At 74.5% G+C, this 24,927-nt stretch carries 18 protein-coding genes; 7 read left to right on the top strand and 11 right to left on the bottom strand.

Translation table 11 applies throughout. The features are described 5' to 3' along the window. Window positions 1–76: 76 nt before the first annotated feature. The 4 genes from RM609_RS08735 to RM609_RS08750 all read right to left on the bottom strand — a co-directional run bounded on the left by RM609_RS08735 (window position 77) and on the right by RM609_RS08750 (window position 8,292). Window positions 77–1,483 carry a M1 family metallopeptidase gene (locus RM609_RS08735; RefSeq protein ID WP_311609338.1) on the bottom strand — a complete coding sequence of 469 codons (1,407 nt, stop codon included), beginning with the start codon at window positions 1,481–1,483 and terminating at the stop codon, window positions 77–79. Further along, window positions 1,480–5,679 carry a Pls/PosA family non-ribosomal peptide synthetase gene (locus tag RM609_RS08740; RefSeq protein ID WP_438828405.1) on the bottom strand — a complete coding sequence of 1,400 codons (4,200 nt, stop codon included), beginning with the start codon at window positions 5,677–5,679 and terminating at the stop codon, window positions 1,480–1,482. The genes RM609_RS08735 and RM609_RS08740 overlap by 4 nt, the downstream gene beginning before the upstream one ends. Before the next feature lie 334 nt (window positions 5,680–6,013). After that, the gene (locus RM609_RS08745) at window positions 6,014–7,651 is read right to left on the bottom strand and encodes an ABC-F family ATP-binding cassette domain-containing protein (RefSeq protein ID WP_311609342.1); all 1,638 of its coding nucleotides are present in this window, start codon (window positions 7,649–7,651) and stop codon (window positions 6,014–6,016) included. Window positions 7,652–7,680: 29 nt separating this feature from the next. Next, a complete protein-coding gene (locus RM609_RS08750) occupies window positions 7,681–8,292 on the bottom strand; it encodes a hypothetical protein (RefSeq protein ID WP_311609344.1) in 612 nt (203 codons plus the stop codon). Window positions 8,293–8,436: 144 nt separating this feature from the next. On the opposite strand from RM609_RS08750, the gene RM609_RS08755 reads away from it, so the two are divergent. From RM609_RS08755 to RM609_RS08765, 3 genes are read left to right on the top strand one after another with little or no spacing between them, the layout of a single operon-like run. Next, window positions 8,437–9,402 (top strand): NAD(P)/FAD-dependent oxidoreductase, encoded by a 966-nt coding sequence (locus RM609_RS08755; protein WP_311609346.1) that lies wholly within the window; start codon window positions 8,437–8,439, stop codon window positions 9,400–9,402. A 19-nt stretch (window positions 9,403–9,421) separates the two neighbouring features. Next, entirely contained in the window at window positions 9,422–10,375 is a 954-nt protein-coding gene (locus RM609_RS08760) for a dihydrodipicolinate synthase family protein (RefSeq protein WP_311609349.1), read from the top strand. Window positions 10,376–10,432: 57 nt separating this feature from the next. Then, a complete protein-coding gene (locus RM609_RS08765; RefSeq protein ID WP_311609350.1) occupies window positions 10,433–11,785 on the top strand; it encodes a hypothetical protein in 1,353 nt (450 codons plus the stop codon). Here RM609_RS08765 and RM609_RS08770 read toward each other — a convergent pair. Further along, the gene (locus RM609_RS08770) at window positions 11,746–13,344 is read right to left on the bottom strand and encodes an AMP-binding protein (protein WP_311609351.1); all 1,599 of its coding nucleotides are present in this window, start codon (window positions 13,342–13,344) and stop codon (window positions 11,746–11,748) included. The genes RM609_RS08765 and RM609_RS08770 overlap by 40 nt on opposite strands. Before the next feature lie 337 nt (window positions 13,345–13,681). On the opposite strand from RM609_RS08770, the gene RM609_RS08775 reads away from it, so the two are divergent. Then, on the top strand, window positions 13,682–15,217 hold the full coding sequence (locus RM609_RS08775; RefSeq protein WP_311609352.1) for an FAD-dependent monooxygenase: 1,536 nt from the start codon (window positions 13,682–13,684) through the stop codon (window positions 15,215–15,217). A 97-nt stretch (window positions 15,218–15,314) separates the two neighbouring features. Here the strand turns inward: RM609_RS08775 and RM609_RS08780 are convergent, their stop codons facing one another. After that, window positions 15,315–17,714, bottom strand: coding sequence for a Tex family protein (locus RM609_RS08780; RefSeq protein ID WP_438828410.1), 2,400 nt, complete (start codon window positions 17,712–17,714; stop codon window positions 15,315–15,317). A 96-nt stretch (window positions 17,715–17,810) separates the two neighbouring features. Continuing rightward, complete coding sequence (locus tag RM609_RS08785; protein WP_311609354.1) at window positions 17,811–18,677, bottom strand: SCO6745 family protein; 867 nt, start codon at window positions 18,675–18,677, stop codon at window positions 17,811–17,813. A 125-nt stretch (window positions 18,678–18,802) separates the two neighbouring features. Between RM609_RS08785 and RM609_RS08790 the strand changes: the two genes are divergently transcribed. Beyond that, complete coding sequence (locus tag RM609_RS08790; RefSeq protein WP_311609355.1) at window positions 18,803–19,783, top strand: GlxA family transcriptional regulator; 981 nt, start codon at window positions 18,803–18,805, stop codon at window positions 19,781–19,783. A 54-nt stretch (window positions 19,784–19,837) separates the two neighbouring features. Continuing rightward, window positions 19,838–20,467: a DJ-1/PfpI family protein gene (locus RM609_RS08795; protein ID WP_311609356.1), complete on the top strand. Its 630-nt coding sequence runs from the start codon at window positions 19,838–19,840 to the stop codon at window positions 20,465–20,467. A 28-nt stretch (window positions 20,468–20,495) separates the two neighbouring features. Here RM609_RS08795 and RM609_RS08800 read toward each other — a convergent pair whose 3' ends face one another. Next, window positions 20,496–21,248: an enoyl-CoA hydratase/isomerase family protein gene (locus tag RM609_RS08800; RefSeq protein WP_311609358.1), complete on the bottom strand. Its 753-nt coding sequence runs from the start codon at window positions 21,246–21,248 to the stop codon at window positions 20,496–20,498. A 192-nt stretch (window positions 21,249–21,440) separates the two neighbouring features. Between RM609_RS08800 and RM609_RS08805 the strand changes: the two genes are divergently transcribed. After that, window positions 21,441–21,953 (top strand): ATP-binding protein, encoded by a 513-nt coding sequence (locus RM609_RS08805; protein WP_438828406.1) that lies wholly within the window; start codon window positions 21,441–21,443, stop codon window positions 21,951–21,953. Here RM609_RS08805 and idi read toward each other — a convergent pair. The 3 genes from idi to galE all read right to left on the bottom strand — a co-directional run bounded on the left by idi (window position 21,928) and on the right by galE (window position 24,716). Continuing rightward, window positions 21,928–22,539, bottom strand: coding sequence for an isopentenyl-diphosphate Delta-isomerase (gene idi / locus RM609_RS08810; protein WP_311609360.1), 612 nt, complete (start codon window positions 22,537–22,539; stop codon window positions 21,928–21,930). The genes RM609_RS08805 and idi overlap by 26 nt on opposite strands. A 121-nt stretch (window positions 22,540–22,660) precedes the next feature. Then, on the bottom strand, window positions 22,661–23,635 hold the full coding sequence (locus tag RM609_RS08815; RefSeq protein ID WP_311609362.1) for a cation diffusion facilitator family transporter: 975 nt from the start codon (window positions 23,633–23,635) through the stop codon (window positions 22,661–22,663). Window positions 23,636–23,729: 94 nt separating this feature from the next. Then, complete coding sequence (gene galE, locus RM609_RS08820) at window positions 23,730–24,716, bottom strand: UDP-glucose 4-epimerase GalE (protein ID WP_311609363.1); 987 nt, start codon at window positions 24,714–24,716, stop codon at window positions 23,730–23,732. Window positions 24,717–24,927 lie beyond the last annotated feature (211 nt).

The following is a 24,927-nucleotide window of genomic DNA, read 5'->3' on the forward strand; positions in this document are numbered from 1 at the left end:
CTGGGGTCTGTGAGGTCTGTGGGGGAGATGATCCCCGATCCCGCCCAGTCCCGTCTCCCAGGGCCGGCGCCGCCGCTCACGCCGGGAAGTCCGGGAGCCGCTTCTCGAACAGCCAGGGCCGCAGCACCGTGCCCAGCTCACGGCCCGTCACGCGCTCGGCGTGGGCCAGGAACATGTCCGTGTCCGCGCTGCCTCCCCGGTGGGCGTCGTGCCACGTGCGCAGGACGCGGAAGAAGTCGTCGTCCCCCACGGCCAGCCGCAGCGCGTGCAGCGTGCAGGCCCCCCGGACGTACACCCGGTCGTCGAAGAGGCTGCGCCGGCCGGGGTCGGCGATGCGGAGGTTCTGCCGGCGGCCGGAGAGGTCCTGCCACGCCTGGCGGGCCAGGGTGTCGGCGTCGTCCTCGTCGAGGTGTTCCGACCACAGCCACTCCGCGTACGTGGCGAAGCCCTCGTTGAGCCAGATGTGCCGCCAGTCGGCGAGGCCGACGCTGTTGCCGTACCACTGGTGGGCGATCTCGTGAGCCACGAGCGTCTCCCAGCCGCGCCGCCCGTCCATGTGGTTGCCGCCGAAGACGGACAGCGTCTGGTTCTCCACCGGCGCCGCCAGCTCCGCGTCGACGACGACCGCCCCGTAGGACTCGAAGGGGTAGTCGCCGAAGAGCCCGGCGAAGGCGCGCAGCATCTCCGGCTGCCGGGCCAGGTCGTGACGGGCCCGTTCGGCGAGGTGGGGCGGGTAGGAGTTGCGCACCCCGCCGCGTTCCTCGTGGGTGAAGCGGCCGGTGTAGAGGGCGGCGAGGTAGGAGGACATGGGGCCGGGGTGGTGGTACGTCCAGCGCTCCGTGGCGCCGTCGCCCACGGGCACGTGCTCGCGCAGCGTGCCGTTGGCCAGGGCGTGGTGGCCCCGGGGCACGGTGACGGTGAAGGTGTAGGCGGCCTTGTCGTCGGGGCGGTCGTTGCAGGGGAACCAGGAGGGGGCGCCCACGGGCTGGGAGGCGACGAGCGTCCCGTCGTGGTCGTCGCCGGTGCGGTCCCAGCCGACGCCGCCGAAGGGCGTGGTGACGGGCTTCGGCCGGCCCGCGTAGCGGATGTCGAGGACGAACGGCCGCCCGGGCGCGAGGGCCCGGGCGGCGGTCAGGAGGAGCTTGCCGTCGCGGCGGTCGACCGCGACGGGCTCCCCGTCGAGGTGCGCCGAGCTCACCGCCAGCCGGGCCAGGTCCAGCGCCACCACGCGCGTACGGTCGTTGGCGACCGCGTGGATCCGGGCGTGGCCGTCCAGCCAGGCCCGGCCGGGGTCGTAGCCGAGCCGAAGGTCGTAGGCGAGGGTGCGGTGGCCGTGGGAGCCGTGCCGGGGGAAGTAGCCCGGCACGTCGGCCGTGCGGCGGCTGTCGCCGCCGGCGGCGAGCGCGGCGGCGCCCAGCGGGAGGGCCGCCGCGGCCGTGAGGAGGCCGCGGCGGCTGCACGAGAAGCGGTCCCGGAGGCTCATGCCACCAGCTCGGGCGCGGGCCGGGGCTCCGCCCCGGCGATGGGGTTGCCCGCCCAGTGGGTCCCGGCGGGCACCGTCTCGCCCCGCATGACGAGGGAGGACGGGCCGATGGCGGCGTGCTCGCCGACCGTGCTGCCCGGCAGCACGATGCCGTGGGGGCCGAGCGAGGCGCCCGCGCCGAGCTCGACGCCGTCCATGCGCATGATCCGGTCGTGGAAGAGGTGCGTCTGGAGCACACAGCCGCGGTTGACGGTGGCGCCGTCGCCGAGGGAGATGAGATCGGTCTCCGGCAGCCAGTGGGTGTCGCACCAGACGCCGCGTCCGATGCGGACGCCGAGGCTGCGCAGCCACCAGTTGAGGACCGGCGTGCCGGTGAACGGACCGGCCAGCCACGGCACGGCCAGGGACTCCACGAAGGTGTCGTAGAGCTCGTTGCGCCACACGAAGGAGCTCCACAGGGGGTGCTCCCCGGCCTTGAAGCGGCCCACGAGCAGCCACTTGGCGGCGGTCGCGGTGAGCGCGGCCACGATGCCGGCGGCCAGCAGCAGGGGCGCGGCGATGAGCGCGGCGAAGCCGATGCCGTGGGCGTCCAGGGCGTCCTGCTCGATCAGCATCACGGCCTCGGCGAGCGCGAGGCCGCACATCAGCGGCAGCACCCGGCACAGTTCGACGGCCGCGCGGGCCATGACGAGCCGTCGGGGCGGCTCGAAGGTGCGCCCGGAGTCGCCGGCGGAGGCGACGCGCGGCAGCGGCATGGCGGGGCGGCCCAGCCAGGAGCTGCCGGGCTCGCTGTGCGCGGGGGCGTCGGACAGCACTCCGATCAGCGCGTGGTCGGGGACCTCACGGCCGGGGCCGACGATGCCGGAGTTGCCGACGAAGGCACGGCGCCCGATGCGGACGCGGCCCAGCCGCATCCGGCCCGCGTGGAGCTCGAACGGGGCGACGAGCGTGTCGTCCGCGAGGAACGCGCCGTCGTCGACGGTGAGCAGCGAGGGCAGCGGCAGGACCGTGGAGATCTCGGCCCGCCGGCCGATCCGCGCGCCCAGCAGGCGCAGCCAGCCGGGGGTGGCCAGGCTCGCGTAGAGCGGGAAGAGGCCGGCGCGGGCGCCGTCGAGGAGCCGGGTGACCAGCCAGACCCGCCAGGCGACGCCGCCGTCGGCGGGGTGGTTGCCCGGGGTGATGCCACGGCCGAGGATCCGGACGACCAGGGCGATGAGCAGCATCCAGCAGATGGTGGTGACGAAGGTGAACGCGGGGGCGGCGGCCAGCAGCCACAGTCCGGCGGACGTGAGGGTGGCGCAGCCCTTGACCAGGTAGTACGTGCCGACGAGCGCGGGCAGCGCGGCCAGCAGCGGCAGCAGCGGCAGCCCGGCGAGGGACAGCCCGTAGGCGAGGGACCAGCGCCGCGAGCGGCGGTGCCGCGGGGCGTGCCGCCGGCCGTGCTCGGACTCGGCGGGGCGCCGCGCCCCGGGGACGTGGGCGCTCCGCGCGGGGTGGGGTCCGGTGTGGGAGACGCCGGGGCCGAACGCCGGGGCGTCCGGGCTCCCGCCGTGGAACGACCGGCCGTCGGCCGTACCGGCGTGGCCGGGCGCGCCGGGGTACGGGGACCAGGCGTGGGCCGGTCCCGTACCGAACGCCTCGGCCCGGGACGGGTCGCCGTGACCCGTTCCCGCGTAGGACACGTCCAGAGGCCCGGCGGTGTGCGGCCCGTTATAGGAGACCTCGGCATCCGGGAGCCCGGCCGCCGCCACCGGGCGGGCCGGGGAGCCCTCCCAGGTCTGGCCGGCCGGGATGTGGCCGTCCAGGCAGCCGCCGCCCTCAAGGGTGGCGTTCGGGCCCAGGGAGGCGCCCGGCATCAGCATGGTGCGGTGGCCGACGCGGGCGCCGGCGCCGATGGAGACTGCGCCGACGCGCAGCGTCTCGCCGTCGAGCCACCAGCCCGCGAGGTCGGCCTCGGGCTCGACGCCGCAGCCGTCGCCGAACTCGGCGAGGCCCGTGACGGGCGGCATGGCGTGGAGGGAGACGTTCCGGCCCGTCGCGCAGCCCAGGGCGCGGGCGTACCAGACGGCCCAGGGGGTGCCGAGCAGGGCGGGGACGCCGAAGGAGGCGACGGTGCGTTCGGCGGCCCACAGCCGCAGGTGGACCCGCCCGCCGCGCGGGTACGCGCCCGGCGTGATGCTCCCGGTGAGCAGGCGTGCGGCGGTCGCGCCCAGCAGGAAGCGGGAGGGGGCGCTGAAGAGGATCAGCCAGCCGGCCAGCACCAGCCACCAGGAGGTGTGCGGCGCCCAGGCCTCGGGGGCCAGCAGGCCCAGGACGTTGTCGGCGACGGCCAGGCCCACGAGCCCGCGCAGCCCGGCGACGCCGAACAGGGCGGTCTGTACCACGATCTGGGCCGCGCCCATGCGGCGGCGCACGGGCCGGACCTCGCGCCGCACGGCTTCCTGCGGGACGAGGGAGTCGAGGTGGGCGGCCATGTCGCGGAGCACGGGATGGCGGTAGAGGGCGGCGACGGAGACGCCGGGGTAGTGCTCGCGCAGCGCGGAGGCCATCTTGGCGGCGGCCAGGCTGGTGCCGCCAAGGGAGACGAAGTCGGAGCCGGCGGAGGGCCGGGTGCCGAGCAGCTCCTCCCAGACGTCGGCGAGCCGGGCGGCGGTCCCCGTCAGCGGCCCGCCCTCCGCCCCGTCGTCGCCGGCGGTGGGCAGCGGCCAGGGCAGGGCGTCGCGGTCGACCTTCCCGGAGGTGCGGGTGGGCAGCTCGGCGACCTCGCCCAGGACGGGCACCAGCGCGGCCGGCAGCCGTTCCGCCAGCAGCTTTCTCGCGAGCTCGCGGTCGTACTCGGGGCCGGGCACCACATATCCGGCGAGCAGCCGGCCGCCGGCCGGGGTGGTGCGGACGGCCGCGGCGGCGCCCAGCACGCCGGGCAGGGCGCTGAGCGCGGCGTCGATCTCGCCGAGCTCCAGCCGGCGCCCGCCGATCTTGATCTGGTCGTCGGCGCGCCCGGCGAAGACCAGGCCCTCGGGGTCGGCCCGGACGAGGTCGCCGGTGCGGTAGGCGCGGGGGGTCCCCAGGGCGGCCGAGGGGCGGTAGCGGTCGGCGTCCTTGACGGGGTCGAGGTAGCGGGCGACGCCGACGCCGGCGACGACCAGCTCGCCCTCGGCGCCCCAGGGCACGGGCTCGCCCGCCGGGTCGACGACGGCCAGTTCCCAGCCGTCCAGGGGCAGTCCGATGCGCACGGGGTCGCCGGGGTGCATCCGGGCCGCGCAGGCGACGACGGTGGTCTCGGTGGGCCCGTAGGTGTTCCACATCTCGCGGCCGGGCACGGCGAAGCGGTCGACGAGCTCGGCGGGGCAGGCCTCGCCGCCGACGATCAGCAGCCGCACCCGGTCCAGGGACTCCGGCGGCCACAGCGCGGCGAGCGTGGGCACGGTGGAGACGACGGTGATGCCGCGCTCGACGAGCCAGGGGCCGAGCTCGTGGCCGGCGCGGACGAGGGAGCGGGGGGCGGGCACCAGGCAGGCGCCGTGCCGCCAGGCCAGCCACATCTCCTCGCAGGAGGCGTCGAAGGCCACGGACAGCCCGGCCAGGACGCGGTCGCCGGGGCCGAGCGGGCAGTCCTTGAGGAAGAGACCGGCCTCGGCGTCGGCGAAGGCGGCGGCGCTGCGGTGGCTGACGGCGACGCCCTTGGGCGCGCCCGTGGAGCCGGAGGTGAAGATGATCCAGGCGTCGTCGTCGGGCAGCGCCGGACGGCCCGCGCCGGTGGCGGGGGCGGGGCCCGGCAGCAGCGTGTCCGCGGTGATGACCAGGCAGACCCCGGCCTCGCGGAAGACGGTGGTGGCGCGCTCGTCGGGGTCGTCGGCGTCGACGGGCACATAGGCGGCGCCGCAGCGGAGGACGGCGAGGATCGCCAGGTACAGCTCGGCGGTGCCCGAGGGCACCCGGACGCCGATCCGGTCGCCCGGCCCGGCGCCGGCCCGGCGCAGCCGGTCGGCGCGGGAGGCGACCGCGGCGGTCAGCGCCCGGTAGGTGAGGGTCTCGCTGCCGGTGTCCAGGGCGAGGGCGTCGGGATGCGCGGCGGCGGTGGAATCGAACACGTCGAGCAGGGTGCGCTCCGGGTGTGGCGGGGCGCTCCGGTAGCGCGCCCTGCCCGTCTCGGAGCCCGTGGGTACGGGTGCGGGTCCTGGGAGGGTCGATGACATCAGTCGGTGCGCCTCTATTCGACGTGGGTGACACGGGCGCCATCGGACGACGCCCGCAACCACAGACGGCACTCGCCGACGAGGGGTTCGTATGCCGGTTCCCAACGTTCCGTAAATCGAACGGACCCTGAGTAACCCCATCAACACTTCAAAAGCACAGCCGTACCCGGGGTATTGCCGCTGATTCAATGGTCAAACAAGGGTGATGCCATGGCCTTCTCTTGGGGAAGTGTTGGCCTTCCCCTGGGATTCTTTTCGGACGCGGCTTCACCCGTTCGCTCAGCCCTCACACAGCTTCCGCACAGTGAGCGCCGAGGAACCGCTCGGGATCCGCTCAGCGCTCGCTCACGCGTCCGTCCGCGACCTCCAGCCGCCGCGTGGTGTGGACCGCGTCCAGCATCCGGCGGTCGTGGGTGACCAGCAGCAGCGTGCCGTCGTACGAGGCCAGCGCCGATTCCAGCTGTTCGATGGCCGGCAGGTCGAGGTGGTTGGTGGGCTCGTCGAGGACGAGCAGGTTCACCCCGCGCGCCTGGAGCAGGGCCAGCGCCGCACGGGTGCGCTCGCCCGGGGAGAGCGTCACGGCCGGGCGCAGCACATGCGCCGCCTTGAGGCCGAATTTCGCCAGCAGCGTCCGGACGTCCTCCGGGGCGAGCTCCGGGACCTCCGCGCCGAACGCCGCCAGCAGCGCCTCGTCCCCGAAGAACAGTGCCCGGGCCTGGTCCACCTCGCCCACGACCACTCCCGGGCCCAGCGCGGCGCCGCCCTCGTCCAGGGGCAGCCGGCCGAGCAGGGCGGCGAGCAGCGTGGACTTGCCGGAGCCGTTGGCGCCCGTGATGGCGACCCGGTCGGCCCAGTCGATCTGGAGGTCCACCGGGCCGAGGGCGAACGACCCGCGCCGGGCGACCGCGCCGCGCAGGGTCGCCACGACCGCGCCCGAGCGGGGCGCGGCGGCGATCTCCATCCGCAGCTCCCACTCCTTGCGGGGCTCGTCGACCACGTCGAGCCGCTCGATGAGCCGCTCGGTCTGGCGGGCCTTGGCGGCCTGCTTCTCCGTCGCCTCGGAGCGGAACTTACGGCCGATCTTGTCGTTGTCGGTGGCCTTGCGACGGGCGTTCTTGACGCCCTTCTCCATCCAGCCCCGCTGGGTGCGCGCCCGGGTCTCCAGGGCCGCCCTGGTGTCGGCGTACTCGTCGTAGGCCTCGCGGGCGTGCCGGCGGGCCGTCGCGCGCTCCTCCAGATAGGCGGCGTAGCCACCGCCGTAGAGGTTCACCTGCTGCTGGGCGAGGTCCAGCTCCAGGACCTTGTTCACCGTGCGGGTCAGGAACTCCCGGTCGTGGCTGACCAGGACCGTGCCGGCGCGCAGCCCCGTGACGAACGACTCCAGCCGGTCCAGGCCGTCCAGGTCGAGGTCGTTGGTGGGCTCGTCCAGCAGGAAGACGTCGTAGCGGCTGAGCAGCAGGGAGGCGAGGCCGGCGCGGGCGGCCTGGCCGCCGGAGAGTCCGGTCATGGGCCGGTCCAGGCCGACGCCGAGGCCGAGCGAGGCGGCGACCTCGTCGGCCCGCTCGTCGAGATCGGCGCCGCCCAGGTCCAGCCAGCGCTCCAGCGCGACGGAGTAGGCGTCGTCCGCGCCGGGCGCGCCGTCGACGAGGGCCTGGGTGGCGGCGTCGAGAGCGGTCTGCGCGGCGGCGACCCCGGTACGGCGGGCCAGGAACGCCCGGACGGACTCTCCCGCGCGCCGCTCCGGCTCCTGCGGCAGATGACCGACGGTGGCGGTGGGCGGGCTGAGCCGCAGCGTGCCCCGCTCGGGCGTGGCGAGGCCCGCGAGCATCCGCAGCAGGGTGGACTTCCCCGCCCCGTTGGCCCCGACGAGCCCGATGACGTCCCCGGGGGCGACGACGAGGTCGAGCCCGGAGAAGAGGGTGCGGTCGCCGTGTCCGGCGACGAGATCCTTGGCGACGAGGGTGGCACTCATAAGAGCACCGACTTTATCCGGTCCGACAATCAGCCCGTCCGGTGTGGCGGAGCCCCTTGGGGCGACACCCGTGCCACCAGCACCTCGGCACCGCACCGCGCCACCACATACATGCCCCATGGCACCGGCACCCCCACCCGGCGCCCGCCCGGCCCGACCCGCCCGTCGAACAGCTCGCGCGCCCGCACCCGCCCCAGCGGCCCCGGCCGGTAGCCCGTCACCCGCACCCGGCACGCCTCGGTCACCTCCAGCCGGGCCTGCCCGCCCACGACGGTCAGCCGGGCGAGCCGGAGGCCGTCGACGGGACCCCGCCACAGCGCCTGCTCGACCTGGGCCAGCAGCACCGGCGGCAGCGGCGCCGGGTCCTCGACGAACACCGCGCCACAGCCCGCCGCCGCGCACGCCGCGCGCACCTGTGCCCGTTCCGCCTCCCCGGTCCCCGGGGCGAACACCACGGCCCCGTACGCGCGGAGCTCCGCCGCGTCCACGGCGCCGGCGTCCCGGGTGATCTCGGCGCCCCTGCCGCCGGCCCGCAGGGCCACCGCGAGCCGGGCCAGCGGCGCCGCGCGTGGGCCCGCCGGCGAGTCGACCAGCAGCACCCGCCGCTCGTCCGGCACCGCCGGGGCGCCTCCATCCGTCAAGTCCGGTACGTCCCGGTGGGTTTGCCGCCCCTCGCACATCCGGCACCCTCCCTCGCACAGCGCACCGCGTCGCCTGGCCTGTCTATTCCCCCGGGTGTGCCACTTCGAGCCCGGCGGCGGGGAATTCACCGGTACCGTCGGCGCATGGCAAGCGATGTGATCGTGGTCGGTGCCGGGGTCATCGGCCTGACCAGCGCGGTCGTCCTGGCGGAGCGCGGCAGGCGCGTCGAGGTGTGGACCCGTTCGCCGTCCGCGGAGACCACCTCGGCGGTGGCCGGGGGCCTGTGGTGGCCGTACCGGATCGAGCCGCGCGACCGGGCGGGCGACTGGGCGCTCGCCTCGCTCGCGGTCATGACCGGCCTGGCCGACGGGCCGGAACGCACCGGCGTGCGCCTGGCCGAGGGGACCCACGCCGGCCAGGGCCCTGCGGAGCTGGGCGCGTGGGCGGCCCGGGTGCCGGGACTGCGGGCCGCGGGCGCGGGCGAGCTGCCGCGCGCCTACGACTGCGGGGTACGCGCCCGCCTGCCGCTGCTGGACATGGCCACGCACCTCGCCTATCTGACCCGGCGGCTCCGCGCGGCGGGCGGCACCGTCGCCGTCCGCCCCGTCGCCTCGCTCGCACAGGCCGCCCGCTCGGCGCCCGTCGTGGTCAACTGCACCGGCCTGGGCGCCCGCGACCTCGTCCCCGACCCCTCGGTGCACCCGGTGCGCGGCCAGCTCGTCGTGGTCGAGAACCCCGGCATCGACGAATGGTTCACCGCCGCCGACGACACCGGCGCCGACACCGTCTACGTCTTCCCCCAGCCCTACGGCGCCGTCCTCGGCGGCACCGCCCAGGAACACGTCTGGGACCGGGCCCCCTCGCCCTGCACCGCCCAGGCGATCATCAGCCGCTGCTCCCGCGTCTTCCCCCGCCTCGCCCGCGCCCGCGTCCTCGGCCACCGCGTGGGCCTGCGCCCGGCCCGCCCGCGCGTCCGCCTGGAGGCCGAGCCCCTGCCGGGCGGCGGCCGGCTGGTCCACAACTACGGCCACGGCGGCGCGGGCATCACCGTCTCCTGGGGATGCGCCCTGGCGGCGGCGGACCTGGCGGAGGCGGCCACGCCGTCTTGACAGCGCGGGCCCGGACGGAATGCTGTACCGCGTGACGCACCTGCCCACACCCCTGACCGGCGTCGTCCCTCCGCTCTGCACCCCCCTCACCCCCGGCGGCGAGGTGGACATCCGCTCCCTCGTCTCGCTCGTCGAACACCTGCTGGACGCCGGGGTCCACGCGGTGTTCGCCCTCGGCACCAGCGGCGAGGCCGCCTTCCTGAGCGACGCCCAGCGCGACGAGGCGCTGCGGGTCACCGTCGAGGCGGTGGCCGGACGGGTGCCCGTGCTGGCCGGGGTCATCGACATGACCACCGCCCGCGTCGTCGACCGGGCCCTGGCCGCCGCCGCCCACGGCGCCGACGCGCTGGTGGCCACCGCGCCCTTCTACGCCGGGACCCACCCCGCCGAGACCGCCGACCACTTCCGCCGGATCCGGGCCGCCGTGGGCCTCCCGCTGATCGCCTACGACATCCCCCAGACCGTCCACAGCAAGCTCACCGCCCCCGTCCTCCTCCGGCTCGCCGAGGACGGCACCCTCGCCGGCCTCAAGGACAGCAGCGGCGACCTGGGCGCCTTTCGCCGCCTGCTGGTCGCGCTGCGCGAACGTGGCCTCGACCACGCCTTCGCCGTGCTCACCGGCTCCGAACTCACCGTGGACGCGGCCCTGCTGGCGGGCGCGCACGGCGTCGTCCCCGGGCTGGGCAACGTCGACCCGGCCGGGTACGTACGGCTGTACGACCACGCGCGGGCCGGGCGCTGGCGGGAGGCGGCGGCCGAGCAGGACCGGCTCGCGGCGCTGTTCGCCCTCGTCGACGCGGGGGACACCACCACGATGAGCGGCGGCGCCGCCGCGCTCGGCGGCTTCAAGGCCGCCCTGCGCGCGCTCGGCGTCATCGACTGCGCGGCGACGGCAGCGCCCCAGCGGCCGCTGTCCGAACAGGCCGTGGCCGAGGTCCGCCGACGGCTGACGGAGGGCGGACTGCTCACGTAGCGCGGGCTTCCTGCCGAAGACGAACGGTGAACGCCGACCGGTGGGAGAGAGCCGCTCATGGACGAGGTGACCACGCGCTACGTGGAACTGTGCCGCGCCGACAGCAGTGGGCTGAGCGCGGCCGTGGCCGAGGCCGAGCTGCCCGCCGCTCTGCGCGACGCCCGGCTGCTGGCCCGGCCGCTGTTCGCCGACGAGCCCGGGCTGCGGTCGGCGGCCGACGACCTGCTGGCCCTCTTCGACGTCCTCGTCACCCTGCCCGACCGCCTCTTCGACGGCGACATCGAGCGGTACTGGGCGGCCCTGGGCGGCGAACCCCGCCTGGCCCCGCTGCTACGGCGCCACGTACGCGCCGGACGGCCCGCGGACCGCTTCGGCCGGGCGGACCTCTACCGCGACGAGCACGGCTTCGCCCTGCTGGAGTTCAACATCGCCGGGGGAGTGGGCGGCTTCGAACTGGGCGAACTGCCCCGTTCCCTCGAAGCCGTGCCCGCCTTCGCCGCGTTCGCCGAGCGGTACGCGCTGCGCCATGTGCGGACCGCCGAACGCGTGGCCGCGACGCTGCGGGCCGTCGCGCCACGCCCGTCCCCCGTGGTGGCACTGGTGTTCGCGCCCGGGGCGCTGGCCCGGTACCGGCGGCCCGTCGCCCCCACCGTCGCGGTGCTGGAGGGCCAGGGGCTGGAAGTGGTCCTCGGCGAACTGGGCGACGTGCGGGGCGACGCCGGGAAGCTGTTCGTGGGCACGGCCCGCGTCGACGTGGCGCTGCGCTTCTTCACCGTCGACGACACCATCGGGCACGAGGACGCCCTCGACGCGATCACGCGCGCCCACGAGAAGGGGACCGCGGTCCTGTGGACCGGCCTGGACAGCGCCCTGTTCACCAACAAGGGCGCCCTCGCGCTGCTGTCGGACCCCCGGTGCGACGCCGTGCTCTCCGAGCGGGAGCGACGGGTGACGGAACGGATCCTGCCGTGGACCAGACTGCTGACCGCGCCACTGGTCGACCGGTGCGTCGAGGAACGCGACCAGATGATCCTCAAGCCCTGCCGCGGCTTCGCGGGCTCGGGCGTCGTAGCGGGCTGGGCCTGCCCGGAACGGGAGTGGCGCGACACGCTGCGCTCCGCCGCGGACGGCGGGTTCGTCGTACAACGCCGGGTCGTGCCCCGGCCGGAGCCGGTCGTGGACCCGGGGACGGGGGCGACCGAGGACTGGACGCCGGTCTGGGGCCTGTTCGTCACCCCCGACGGATACGGGGGCAACGCCATCCGCGCGCAGCGCGCCACCGGCGGCGACGTCATCGGCTACAGCACCAGCAGCGAGACCCTGGCCACCGTCGCCTTCACCCGGCCCGCCGGCGACCGGCCCACCGGCGATCAGCCCCCGGACTCCGCCCGCGCCGTCGTGTCCCCGTGAAGCAGCCCCTGGTGCCCGGCCCAGTGGGGCGCGCGCAGGGCGGTCTTGTCGACCTTGCCGATGGGGGTCAGCGGCAGCGCGTCGACGAACTCGAAGCTCGCGGGCAGATAGACGGGCCGCTCCAGCTCGGCCAGCACGCACTTGCGCAGCTCGTCGAGCTCGACCCGAGCCCCGGGAGCGGTGACGACGACGGCGTGCACGGCCTGCCCGTAGAACGGGTGCGGTACCGGGATCACCGCGGCGGCCCGTACCGCGGGGTGGGTGGTCAGCGCGTTCTCCACCAGCGGTGAGTAGATGGTGGACCCGCCCTCCCCCGTGATGATCACGTCATTGCGCCGGTCCATGAGGAAGACGTAGCCCTCCTCGTCCTGGTAGCCGAGGTCGCCGGTGCGCAGCCAGCCGTCCGGGTGGAACGCGGCGGCGGTGGCCTCCGGCTGGTTGAGATAGCCCTCCATGACGCGCGGCCCGCGCGCGCAGATCTCCCCGACCTCCCCCGGCGGCAGGGGCCGGCCCTGGTCGTCGCGGACGCCCGTCTCCATATCGGGGAAGGAACGGCCGACCGAGCGCAGCAGCCTCCCGCCGTCCACGACGTGATCGGCGGAGCTCAGCGCTGTGAGACCGAACGCCTCCGTCTGGGCGTAGAGCTGCCACAGCACCGGACCGAACCGGTCGAGGGCCTGCCGGAGCCGGTCCGGGGTGATCGGGCTGGCCCCGTACATGACCCGGCGCAGCCGGGAGCAGTCGACGCCGGCCAGCGCCGGGTGGTCGAGCAGCCGGTACAGCATCGGGGGCATCAGCATCATGGCGGTGATCGGCTCGTTCGTCAGCGCCTCGATCACGGCCTCCGGAGTGAAGCGGTCCAGAAGGGTGAGCGTGCTGCCCTGGGCCAGGCTTGTCAGCGCGTACAGGCCGCCGACGTGGGCGATCTGGCTGGTCACCAGCAGCCGCACCGGCTCCGGGAGGAACGGGTGCGCCAGGATCGTCCGGTACATCCGGTGCCGGTGGAGGATGCACTTGGTGAGGCCCGTGGTGCCGCCGGAGCACAGGACGGTCTCGACCTGCGAGGCGTCCGCCCAGCCCTGGCCCGGGGCGGGGCCGGCCCGCCGGGCCACGTCCAGGATGTCCGGCGCCGGCCCGCCGGGGCCCAGCGACCAGAGACGGGCCCCGGAGAACGCGCTCGTGACGGCCTGCGCGCCCGCCTCCGGAATCCGGTCGTCCATGATCAGGACGTCGGCGGGGGCGTTCTCCGTGATGCTCGCGTACTCGGCCGGGCCCCGGTCCATCGGCATCGGCAGGAACCGCGCCCCCACCAGATGCGCGGCGAAGGGCACGCACACCGCCTCGGGGCGGTTGCCGCTGGCGAGGGCCACGGTGGTGCCCGGACCGAGGCCCACCGACCGGAACCCTGCGGCCAGCCGGCGGATCGCCTCCGCCAGCTCGGCGTAGGTCATCCGGCGGCCGCCGTGCACCACGGCCTCCCGGCTCCCGTACCCGGGGAACACCTCGTCCACCAGCCAAGCGGCGTAGCTGCGCCCTGCCACTCCGTCCGACCCGTCCATGGGCCCGCCTCCTCTTCCGGTTCCGGTAACCGCCCCTGGTCGGTGGAGGACGGGACATCGCGGGGCGACGGCGCGGACGCGCGTCGTCCCGTGTGATCGATGGCCGGTGGCACGGCGGGTCTCACCGGGAACGTCGCGCATTCATCCGGTCGGAGGACGGAGCCGGGCGTGCGGGTCAGGAGGGCGGGACGGGGCGTATCGGGGGGGCTGCCGGGCCGGTATCGGGCCGGTGTCGGTGGCGTATCGGGGCTGTCGGCCCGATGTCGGTGGGGCCCGGCACCGTTCGAGAGGTCCCGCCGGGCGACCGTCCGGCCGGGTTCGTGAAAGGGGATCCCTCATGCATGACGTAGTGATCGTGGGCGCCGGCCCGGTCGGCCTGTTCCTTGCCTGCGAGCTCGGCCTCGCGGGTTGTTCCGTCCTGGTGCTCGAGCGGGAGCCCGAGCCCCGCTCCCCGTTCAAGGCGAAGCCGCTCGGGATGCGGGGCATGTCCGCCGCCTCGGTCGAGGCGTTCCACCGCCGCGGGATGCTGGACCAGCTGCTGACGGCATCGGGCGTCCACGCTGATCCCGCTGATCCCGGTGCCGTCCCGGACGATGACGAGCCGTCGCCGCCTCGTGACGTGGGCCATTTCGCCGGTATGGTGCTCGACCCGGCCAAGGTCGACGTCACCGCCCTGCCGTACCGGCTTCCCGGCCCGGCGACGGAGGGCGTGCTGACACATCTCGAAGCGGTCGAGACGCTGCTGTCCGAACGGGCGTCCGAACTCGGTGTGGAAATCAGGCGCGGCGTCACCGTCTCGGCCGTCGCCCAGAGCGATGAGGGCGTGGTCGCGCGAGCCGGCGAGCACGAGTACGCGGCGCGCTGGCTCGTCGGCTGCGACGGCGGACGCAGCGCGGTGCGTGGGCAGGCGGGCTTCGAATTCGTCGGCACCGAGCCGCGGTTCACCGGCTACGCCATGTATGCGACCGTCGCCGATCCCGAGAAGCTGCGCCCCGGGATCAACCTGACGCCGACGGGCACATACCTCCGGCTCCTGGAAGGGCACATCGGCATGATGGACTTCGACGGCGGCGCGTTCGACCGCTCGCGGCAGCCGACTCGCGACCATCTCCAGGAGGTTCTGCGCCGGGTGTCCGGCACCGACGTGACGCTCAGCGACATCCACCTCGCGTCGACCTTCACCGACCGGGCGATGCAGACGACGACCTACCGGAGGGGACGCGTCCTGCTCGCGGGCGACGCCGCGCACATCCACTCCCCGCTCGGCGGGCAGGGACTCAACACCGGCATAGGTGACGCCGTGAACCTGGGCTGGAAGCTCGCGGCGACCGTGCGAGGGTCCGCGCCGGACGGGCTCCTCGACACCTACACCCGCGAGCGCCACCCGATCGGCGCGCGGGTGCTCGACTGGTCGCGCGCCCAGGTGGCGACCATGCGGCTGGACCCGCATGGCCAGGCGGTCCGGGCACTGATCCGCGACCTGATCGGGACCCGTGACGGAACGACCTATGCCTTCGAGAGGATGTCGGGATCGTCGGTCCGCCACGACCTCGGCAGCGACCATCCACTGGTCGGCCGCAACGCCCCGGACTTCCGCCTCGAGGACGGCACTCGCCTCGCCGACCTGATGCGGGACGGGCAGGGCGTCGCGCTCGATTTCGGTCCCGGCCGATGCCTGCGTGGCTCGGCGCTGCGCTGGGGGAGCCGTATTCGGTATGCGGCCGGTCCGGCGAAAAACGACCTCGGACTGGGTGCCGTGCTCGTCCGCCCCGACGGCACAGTCGCCTGGGCCGGTGATCGCACCCCTGACCATGAAGAGTTCGAGCGGGCCGCCACTCATTGGTTCGGCGGTCCGGTCAAGGAGCGCGTATGACCGCATGACCGCAGATTGTGGGCAATCGTCCCGCTGGGCGGGACGGGTGGGCACAACCCGGCCACCGGGCCGTACCCACCCACTCACGCGGCGGGGGCTACCGGCCCTGCGGCCCCAGCAGCCCCGCACGCCGCAGCGCGTCCGCCATCGCGCTGTCGGCCGCCGGGGCGGCGGCCGGGCGGCCGCCGCCCTCCGCCCGGCGCGGGCGCGGGGCGTTGCCCCGGCGCGGAGCGCCCCCGCGCTCGCCGCGCTCCGAACGCTCGCCGCGCTCCGCGCGCTCGCGGGGCGCCCCGCCACCGCGGGCGGCCGGCGCCGCGTCGTCGTCGAGACGGAGCGTCAGCGAGATCCGCTTGCGCGGGATGTCGACGTCCATCACCTTCACCCGCACGATGTCGCCGGGCTTGACCACGTCGCGCGGGTCCTTCACGAACGTCTTCGACATCGCCGACACATGCACCAGGCCGTCCTGGTGGACGCCCACGTCCACGAAGGCGCCGAAGGCGGCGACGTTGGTGACGACGCCCTCCAGCAGCATTCCCGGCGCCAGGTCGCCGATCTTCTCGACGCCCTCCTTGAACGTGGCCGTCTTGAAGGCGGGTCGCGGGTCGCGGCCCGGCTTCTCCAGCTCGCGGAGGATGTCCGTCACCGTGGGCAGACCGAAGGAGTCGCTCACATAGTCCTCGGGACGCATCGAGCGCAGCGTCGCCGTGTTGCCGATGAGCGCGGCGACGTCGCCGCCCGTGGTCTTCACCATGGACCGCACCACGGGGTAAGCCTCGGGGTGGACGCTGGAGGCGTCCAGCGGGTCGTCGCCGCCGCGGATGCGGAGGAAGCCGGCGCACTGCTCGTAGGCCTTGGGGCCCAGGCGGGCCACGTCCTTGAGCGCCTTGCGGGAGCGGAAGGGGCCGTTGGCGTCGCGGTGGGCGACGATGTTCTCGGCGAGGCCGGAGCTGATGCCGGAGACCCGGGAGAGCAGTGGCGTGGAGGCGGTGTTGACGTCGACGCCGACGCCGTTGACGCAGTCCTCGACGACCGCGTCCAGCGAGCGGGACAGCTTCACCTCGGACAGGTCGTGCTGGTACTGGCCGACGCCGATCGACTTCGGGTCGATCTTCACCAGCTCGGCGAGCGGGTCCTGGAGCCGGCGGGCGATGGAGACCGCGCCGCGCAGGGAGACGTCGAGCTCCGGCAGCTCCTGCGAGGCGAAGGCGGACGCGGAGTAGACCGAGGCGCCGGCCTCGGAGACCATCACCTTCGTCAGCTTCAGCTCCGGGTGACGGGTGATCAGGTCGGCCGCCAGCTTGTCGGTCTCCCGGGAGGCCGTGCCGTTGCCGATCGCGACGAGCTCCACGCCGTGCTCACGGGTGAGCCGGGCCAGGGTCGCCAGCGAGGCGTCCCACTTGTTCTGCGGGACGTGCGGATAGATCGTCTCGGTGGCGGCGACCTTGCCGGTCGCGTCCACGACGGCGACCTTCACGCCCGTACGGAAGCCCGGGTCCAGGCCCATCGTGGCGCGCGTACCGGCCGGGGCGGCGAGCAGCAGGTCGCGCAGGTTCGCCGCGAAGACGCGGACGGCCTCGTCCTCGGCGGCCTGGCGCAGCCGCATCCGCAGGTCGATGCCGAGGTGTGTCTGGATCCTGGTGCGCCAGGCCCAGCGCACGGTGTCGCCCAGCCACTTGTCCGCCGGACGGCCCCGGTCGGCGATCCCGAAGCGCCGGGCGATCATCTGCTCGTAGGCGCTGGGGCCCTCGGTGGACTCCTCCGGGGCCTGCGGCTCCAGGGCGAGGTCGAGGACCTCCTCCTTCTCGCCGCGCAGCATCGCCAGCACCCGGTGCGAGGGGAGCTCGGTGAAGGGCTCGGCGAAGTCGAAGTAGTCGGCGAACTTCGCACCCGCCTCCTCCTTCCCCTCGCGCACCTTCGCGGCCACCCGCCCGCGCGTCCACATGCGCTCGCGCAGCTCGCCGATCAGGTCGGCGTCCTCGCCGAACCGCTCGGTGAGGATGGCGCGGGCGCCCTCGAGCGCGGCGGCGGCGTCCGCGACGCCCTTGTCCGCGTCGACGAACGCGGCGGCCGCCGCCGACGGCTCGGCACCGGGGTCGCGCAGCAGGCCCTCGGCCAGCGGCTCCAGCCCGGCCTCGCGGGCGATCTGCGCCTTGGTGCGCCGCTTGGGCTTGAAGGGCAGATAGATGTCCTCCAGGCGGGCCTTGGAGTCGGCCTCGCGGATCCGGGCCTCCAGCGCCTCGTCCAGCTTGCCCTGGGACCGTACGGACTCGAGGACCGCCGCCCGGCGGTCCTCCAGCTCCCGCAGATACCGCAGCCGCTCCTCCAGGGTGCGCAGCTGCGCGTCGTCGAGCGCCCCGGTCGCCTCCTTGCGGTAGCGCGCGACGAACGGCACGGTGGACCCGCCGTCGAGCAATTCGACGGCGGCCCGCACCTGCCGCTCCCGCACGCCGAGCTCCTCGGCGATCCTGCCTTCGATCGACGTCGACGTCGTCACGATCACGCTCCGCTTTCCCTGTTCCGCGGCGGTTCCCGCCGCGCTGAGCCGCGATCTGCATTGTGGCAGGTACCGGTGACAGCGCCCGCGCGTCGGCTACCCCCGCAGGTCGGACGGGAAGGCGCCGCCCTGCACCAGGGTCGTGGTGTACCCCTGCATCAGCTCGGTCAGCCGCGCGACACCGGCGGCGCCCAGGTGCTCGTAGGGGGCGCGGTCCAGGTGGTCCGTCTCCTCCTCCAGCTCCTCGCGCAGCGCGACGCCGGCCTCCGACAGCGTGCCGTCGGCGTTCAGCAGCCCGCGCTCCAGCAGCCGCTCCCGGCCGGCGGCCAGCTCCTCCTCGCTCCAGCCGCGCGTGCGCATCAGCCACTTGTGGGACATGCCCTTGCCGGTGGCGGAATGGGTCAGGATCGCCTCGATGGGGTCGATCCCGGCGCGGACGAGGGCCAGCAGGTGGCCGTCGCCGCGGTATTCGCGCAGCAGCGTGGTGGCGTGCCACAGCGCCAGGTGCGGGGCGTCCGGCACGGGCTGGTCGGCGTGGGCCGCGTACAGCGTGCGCATGGAACGGTCGCAGGCCTCGGTGGCCCGCAGCGCGAGCTCCGCCGCCTCGGCCATCTCCGGGGAGGCCACCGTCTCCTCGCCGAGCAGCCGCCGCAGCAGGGCGTCGGCGGCGCGCAGCCGCGCGGCCAGGACGTCCTCGGGGGAGGCGATGTCCCAGACGGCGGGGATGTGCCGGGAGATCAGCTCATGGCTGAAGCTGAAGAACGAGGCCGTCACCGCACCGGGCCCGACCCGGCCGAAGGCGGCGGCGCGGCCCGCCAGATAGACGGCGCCGAAGCTCTCGGTACCGCCGATGCCGAGGGCGCCCACCTCCTGCTGGATCTCCGGGGAGAAGTACTGGGCCGAGTGGTAGGGGTTGATGAAGGACTGGCAGCGCCGTGCGGCGCCGGCGGGGAGAGAGGTCATGTCCCGTACCGTACGTACTGGTTGGTACGGAAGGAAAGGGTGAAGGTCACAGCCGCCACCGATGGCAGTAAAGGTGGGGAACCCGTCATTGCGGCCATGGCGGGCGGGCCGCCAGCATGGTTGCCATGAGAACCCGCACGGTGCTGATCGTCCTCTTCGAGGGGATCCAGCCCCTCGATGTCACCGGCCCCCACGAGGTGTTCGCCGGGGTGCGGCACGCCCATGGCGGCGAGGGCGCCTATGAGGTGCGCACCGCGACGATCGACGGCGAGCCCGTCCGCAGCACCAGCGGGCTGCGGCTCGCCCCCGACGCGGCGCTCGGCGACTGCGCCGTGCCGGACCTCCTCGTCGTCCCCGGCGGGGAGGGCGCGCTGGAGCCCGATCCCCGGATCGTGGCCTGGCTGCGCGACAACGGCCCCCGGGCCGGGCGGCTGCTCTCCGTCTGCACGGGCGCGTTCCTGGTCGGAGCCGCCGGGCTGCTCGACGGCCGCCGCGCCACCACCCACTGGGCGTACTGCGACCGGTTCACCGAGCGCTTCCCGCAGGTGCGGCTGGACCCCGAGCCCATCTTCGTGCGCGACGGCCGCGTCGCCACCTCGGCCGGGGTGACGGCGGGCATCGACCTGGCGCTCGCCGTCGTCGAGGAGGACCACGGCCGGGAGGTGGCCCTCACCATCGCCCGCCATCTCGTCGTCTTCCTCCGGCGCCCCGGCAACCAGCGGCAGTTCAGCGTGCCGCTCGCCGCCCAGACCGCCGGGCGGCCGACGCTGCGCGACCTCCAGCACTGGATCGTGGAGCACCTCCGCGCCGACCTGTCGGTGGACGCGCTCGCGGACCGCGCGGGCCTGTCGCCCCGGCACTTCGCCCGGGCCTTCCGGGACGAGGTGGGGACGACGCCGGGGCGCTATGTCGACCTGGTGCGCCTGGAGGCCGCCCGCCGGCTGCTGGAGGACACTGGACAGGGCGTGGAGGAGGTCTCCCGCGCCTGCGGCTACGGCACGCCGGAGGCGATGCGGCGGGCCTTCGTCCGGTCCCTGGGCGCTGGACCGGCCGAATACCGGCGCCGCTTCCGTCCCATGACCACGGTTCAGCCCCTCGCGGGCTGACCTTTCCTGTCACATCTCGATCGACCCTGACTGAGCACGAGAGAAGGCTTCGCCATGCAGATCGCCATCCTGCTTTATCCCGGTTTCACCGCTCTTGACGCGGTGGGTCCCTACGACACCCTCAGCCGGATCCCCGGTGCCGAGACCGTCTTCGTCGCCGAGCGGCCCGGCCCGGTGCCCAACGAGAGCGGCAACCTCACGCTCGTCGCCGAGCGCGCCCTCGCGGACGTACCCCGCCCCGACATCGTCGTCGTCCCCGGCGGCCCGGACCGGTTCCTGCCGCTCGAGCCCGGCCCCGTGCACGATTGGCTGACGGCCGTGGACCGCCACACCACCTGGACGACGTCGGTGTGCACCGGATCGCTGATCCTGGCCGCCGCCGGGCTGCTGACGGGCCGACGGGCCACCTCGCACTGGCTGCACCTGGAGCAGCTGCGCTCCCTGGGCGCCGAGCCGACGGGGGAGCGGGTCGTCACCGACGGCAAGTACGTCACGGCCGCCGGGGTGTCCTCGGGCATCGACATGGGCCTCACCCTCCTCGGCAGGATCTCGGGCGACCGGACGGCCCAGGCCGTCCAGTTGATGATCGAGTACGACCCCCAGCCCCCGTACGACGCGGGCTCCCCGGAAAAGGCCCCCGCCGACCTCGTCGCGGAGTGGCGCGCCGCGTACGTCCCCCGCTAGGCGGGCGGCCCCGTCAGGGGCGCTGCGCTCAGACGGACCACTCAAAGCGCGGCACCCGCCGTTCCAAGAACGCGGCGACACCCTCGGCGGTGTCGCCGCTGCCGCGTTCCCGCGCCGCCCAGTGGGCCACCCGGTCCGGCCCGGCCGGCCCCGCCGTGAACTCCTTGGCCGCCGCCTGCGTCAGCTGCGAGCGCGCCGCCAGCGTCGCCGCGAACTCCGCCACCCGGCCGTCCAGCTCGTTCGCCGGCCACACCTCGTCCACCAGCCCGGTGCGCAGGGCCCGTTCGGTGTCGATCAGCTCGGCCGAGAACAACAAGTACTTGGCGGTGGCCGGGCCGACCAGCTCCACCAGCCGCCGCGTGGTGGACGCCGGGTAGACGATGCCCAGCCGCGCCGGGGTCACCCCGAAGGACGCCCCCTCCGCCGCGAAGCGCAGGTCGCAGGCGACCGCGAGCTGACAGCCGCCGCCCACGCAGTGGCCGCGCACGACCGCGATCGTCGGCTTGGGGAAGGCGGCCAGCGCCTCCTCCGCCGCGACCGCCAGGTCCCGCGATCCCACGCCGCCGTCGGCGGCCAGCGTGGCGATGTCCGCGCCCGCGCAGAAGGTGTCGCCCTCACCGGTCAGCACCAGCACCCGGACCGCCGGGTCGGCGGCGCAGCGGGCGAGGAGCGCGGGCAGTTCCCGCCACATCCCGGTGGTCATGGCGTTCCGCTTGGCGGGGTTGACGATGCGGACGGTGGCGACGGCTCCATCGATGCCGAGACGCAGTGCGGGTTCCATGGCCGGATGCTAACCGGGACCAGGAAGTCATGATCAAACAGTCTGCCGGGCGACAGCCGTGTGCGTGATCGGTCGAACCCCGCCGGAATCCGTCGATAGCCAATGACTTCTGGTCAGCTCACCGGAGCGGATGCCAAGGTTCCCAACACTCGGCACAGGTGGTCGGGCCACGGCGAGGGGTGGGATGCGGAGATGGAGATGCGCGGGGGACGCCCACCCGGGCCGGGACGGGCGGCCGCGCCCCGCAGGCCCGCCGAGTACGACGGGAGCTGGCGCTGGACCGCTCCCGCGCTCGACCGGTCCGTCCCCGCGGCCCGCAGCGCGGTCCGCGAGCTGATCCGGCGCCGCGCGGTGCCGTTGCGCGAGGACCAGCTGTACGGGCTGCTGCTCATCGTCTCCGAGCTGGTCACCAACGCCGTGCGGCACGCGGCGCTGCTCTCCCCGGAGGTGGCCGTGGAGGTCTCCCTGGGCCCGGAGTGGGTGCGGGTGGCCGTCGAGGACAACCACCCGTACCGCCCCGCGCCCATGGAGGTGTGCCCCGAGGACGAGCCGCGCACCGGCGGCCGGGGCCTGCTGCTGGTGCAGGCGACGGTGGAGGAGGCAGGCGGCGCCTACGACATCGAGCACACCGCCGGCGGCGGCAAGGTGGTCTGGGCCGCCCTGCCGCTGCGCCCCCGGCCTACCAGCCTGCGGCGTCCCCGGTGACCTCGCGGATCGCCGGGCGGGCGGCGTCCAGCACGGTCATGAACCACGCGGAGAAGGGGTACTTCTCACGCAGCGCGTCCAGCTCGGCGGGGGTGACGAACGCGGTCTCCGCGATCTCGGAGGGGTCCGGGTCCGGCAGGGCCGCGACCGTGCCCACGAACAGGTGGTTGTACTCCTGCTCGACCAGGCCCGAGGCCGGGTCCGGGTGGTTGTAGCGCACGGTCCCGGCCTCGCGCATCAGCGCGGGCGCCAGGCCCAGCTCCTCACCGGTGCGGCGGGCGGCGGCGACGAAGGGCGGCTCGGCCGGGTAGGGGTGGCCGCAGCAGGTGTTCGACCACACGCCGGGGGAGTGGTACTTCTCCAGCGCCCGGCGCTGGAGAAGCAGCCGGCCCGCGTCGTCGAAGAGAAAGACCGAGAAGGCCCGGTGCAGCCGGCCCGGGGCGATGTGGGCGGAGAGCTTCTCGGCGGTGCCGATGGTTCTGCCGTCCTCGTCGACCAGCTCCAGCATGATCGGTTCGGTGGTGTCGGCGGCCGCGGGAACCCGGTCCGAGTCGGCGGAGCGGCCCTTGGCAGATGTGATCGGCATTGACCATCCTCATTGTCGGTCTTCCACCTTCAAGTCTGCCGTACGGAATGCCCACGGCCACGGCGGATGAGTCATCGGTCCGATCGGTGACCGATCGGACCGGCCCTCGGCCGGCCGTGGCTCAGCGGCAGGTCTCGGCGGCAGGTCTCAGTGGGCAGAGACCGGCCTCGTGCCCGGCGTGCCCGCCGGGCTCCAGCTGGAAGGTGCAGTGCGCCACGGCGAAGTGCTCGCCGAGGCAGTCCTGAAGGTCGTGCAACATCTTCTCCTGCCCCGCCGGGTCCAGCGCGCCGGGGTCCACCACCACATGCGCCGACAGCACCGGCATCCCCGATGTGATCGTCCACACATGCAGATCGTGGAGGCCCCGCACCCCGGGCAGGGCCAGGACGTGCGCCCGTACCTCGTCGATGTCGACGTTCCTCGGCGCCGCCTCCAGCAGCACGTCCAGCGCCTCGCGCAGCAGCTTCACCGTGCGCGGCACGATCATCAGCCCGATCAGCAGGGAGGCGACCGGGTCGGCCCGCGTCCAGCCCGTCACCATGATCACCAGCGCGGAGACCACCACGGCCAGGGAGCCCAGGGCGTCCGAGAGGACCTCCAGGAACGCGCCCCGCACATTCAGGCTCTCCTTGCTGCCCCGCGTCAGCAGGGCCAGCGAGATGCCGTTGGCGACCACGCCGGTCAGGCCGAAGACGACCGTCCGAGCGCCCGGGACCGGCGCCGGCTCCGCCAGCCGCTCCACGGCCTCGACGAGGACGTAGCCGCCGACGCCGAGCATCAGCACGCAGTTCAGCAGGGCGGCGAGGATCTCGGCCCGGGCATAGCCGAAGGTGCGTCTGCCGGTGGCCGGGCGGGCGGCGAAACGAATCGCCACCAGGGCCATGAAGACCCCGATCGCGTCCGTGGCCATATGGCCCGCCTCGGCGAACAGCGCGAGCGAGCCGGTCAGCGCGCTGCCCGCGGTGTAGACCAGCAGGACGGTCAGGGTGATGCCCAGCGCGATCCGCAGCCGCCCCTTGTGGGCGGCCGCGGCCGTGCCGGTCGCACCGGGCGGGGGTCCCCCGTGCGAGTGGCCGTGGTGGTGACCCGCTCCCATGCCCGCCGCCTTCCGAAGCCGTCGTCGCCGCCCGGCCGGCGGGCACCCGCCGGCCGGGCCCAGTCAACTACGGGCGGGGGCGGGATCGCGGGGATCAGGGGCGGCGTGCCCCGGGGTGGTGGAGGCACCAGCCCTCCCAGGCCGAGGCGACCATGTCGCGGAGGCCGTGGCGGGCGCTCCAGCCCAGCTCCTTCGCGATCAGCTCGTTGGAGGCCACGACACGCGCCGGATCACCCGGACGGCGCGGGGCCGTCTCGGGCGTCAGCTCCGGGCGCCCGGTGATCTCGCCGATCAGGTCGGCCATCTCCCGGACGGACACGCCGAGCCCGGTGCCGACGTTCAGCGTCAGGTCGCCCGCGCCCGGACGCTCGGCGAGCCGGCGGGCGGCGGCCAGGTGCGCGGTCGCCAGGTCCTCGATGTGGATGTAGTCACGGACGCAGGTGCCGTCCGGGGTGGCGTAGTCCTCGCCGAAGATCAGCGGCCGCTCGCCCCGGGTGACGCGGTCGAACATCATCGGGATGATGTTGAAGACGCCCGTGTCGGCCAGCTCCGGCCGGGCCGCGCCCGCCACGTTGAAGTAGCGCAGGCACGCCGTGGCGATGCCGTGCGCGGCGCCCGTCGCCCGGACGAGCCACTCGCCGGCCAGCTTGGTCTCGCCGTACGGGTTGATCGGCAGGCAGGGCGTGCGCTCGGTGACCAGGTCCACGTCGGGCATGCCGTAGACGGCCGCCGAGGAGGAGAAGACGAAGCTGCGGATCCCGGCCGCGACCACGGCCTCCAGCAGCACGGTCAGCCCGTGGACGTTCTCCCGGTAGTACAGCAGGGGCTTCTCGACCGACTCCCCGACCTGCTTCTTCGCCGCCAGGTGCACCACCCCCGTCACGCCGAGGTCGGCGAACGTCCGGTCGAGCAGCTCACGGTCCAGCACCGAGCCCCGCACCAGCTGGACCGACTCCGGCAGCCGGCCGGCCACGCCCGAGGACAGATCGTCCAGGACGGCCACCCGCTCCCCGGCCTCCGTCATCGCCCGCGCGACATGCGCCCCGATGTACCCAGCTCCACCTGTGATCAGCCACGTCATGACGGCACCCTATTCCAGCCATCCGACGGGAAACGTTTCGTCCGTCCGTGGGAACCGCCCGGGTGTCCGGGGCGTCCTGATAGGGGCCGGTTCCCGGGCCGCCGCCCGGGCCGGGAACGCCCGGGTGCACGTGCGGTGAACTCGGCCTTCCGGTGATCCGATAGCCTCTGCCGTCGTGCCGTGCGCCGCCCCGCAGAGCCGGGCCCGGCGC

This window comes from Streptomyces hesseae, from assembly GCF_031845785.1.
GTDB classification, from domain to species: domain Bacteria; phylum Actinomycetota; class Actinomycetes; order Streptomycetales; family Streptomycetaceae; genus Streptomyces; species Streptomyces hesseae.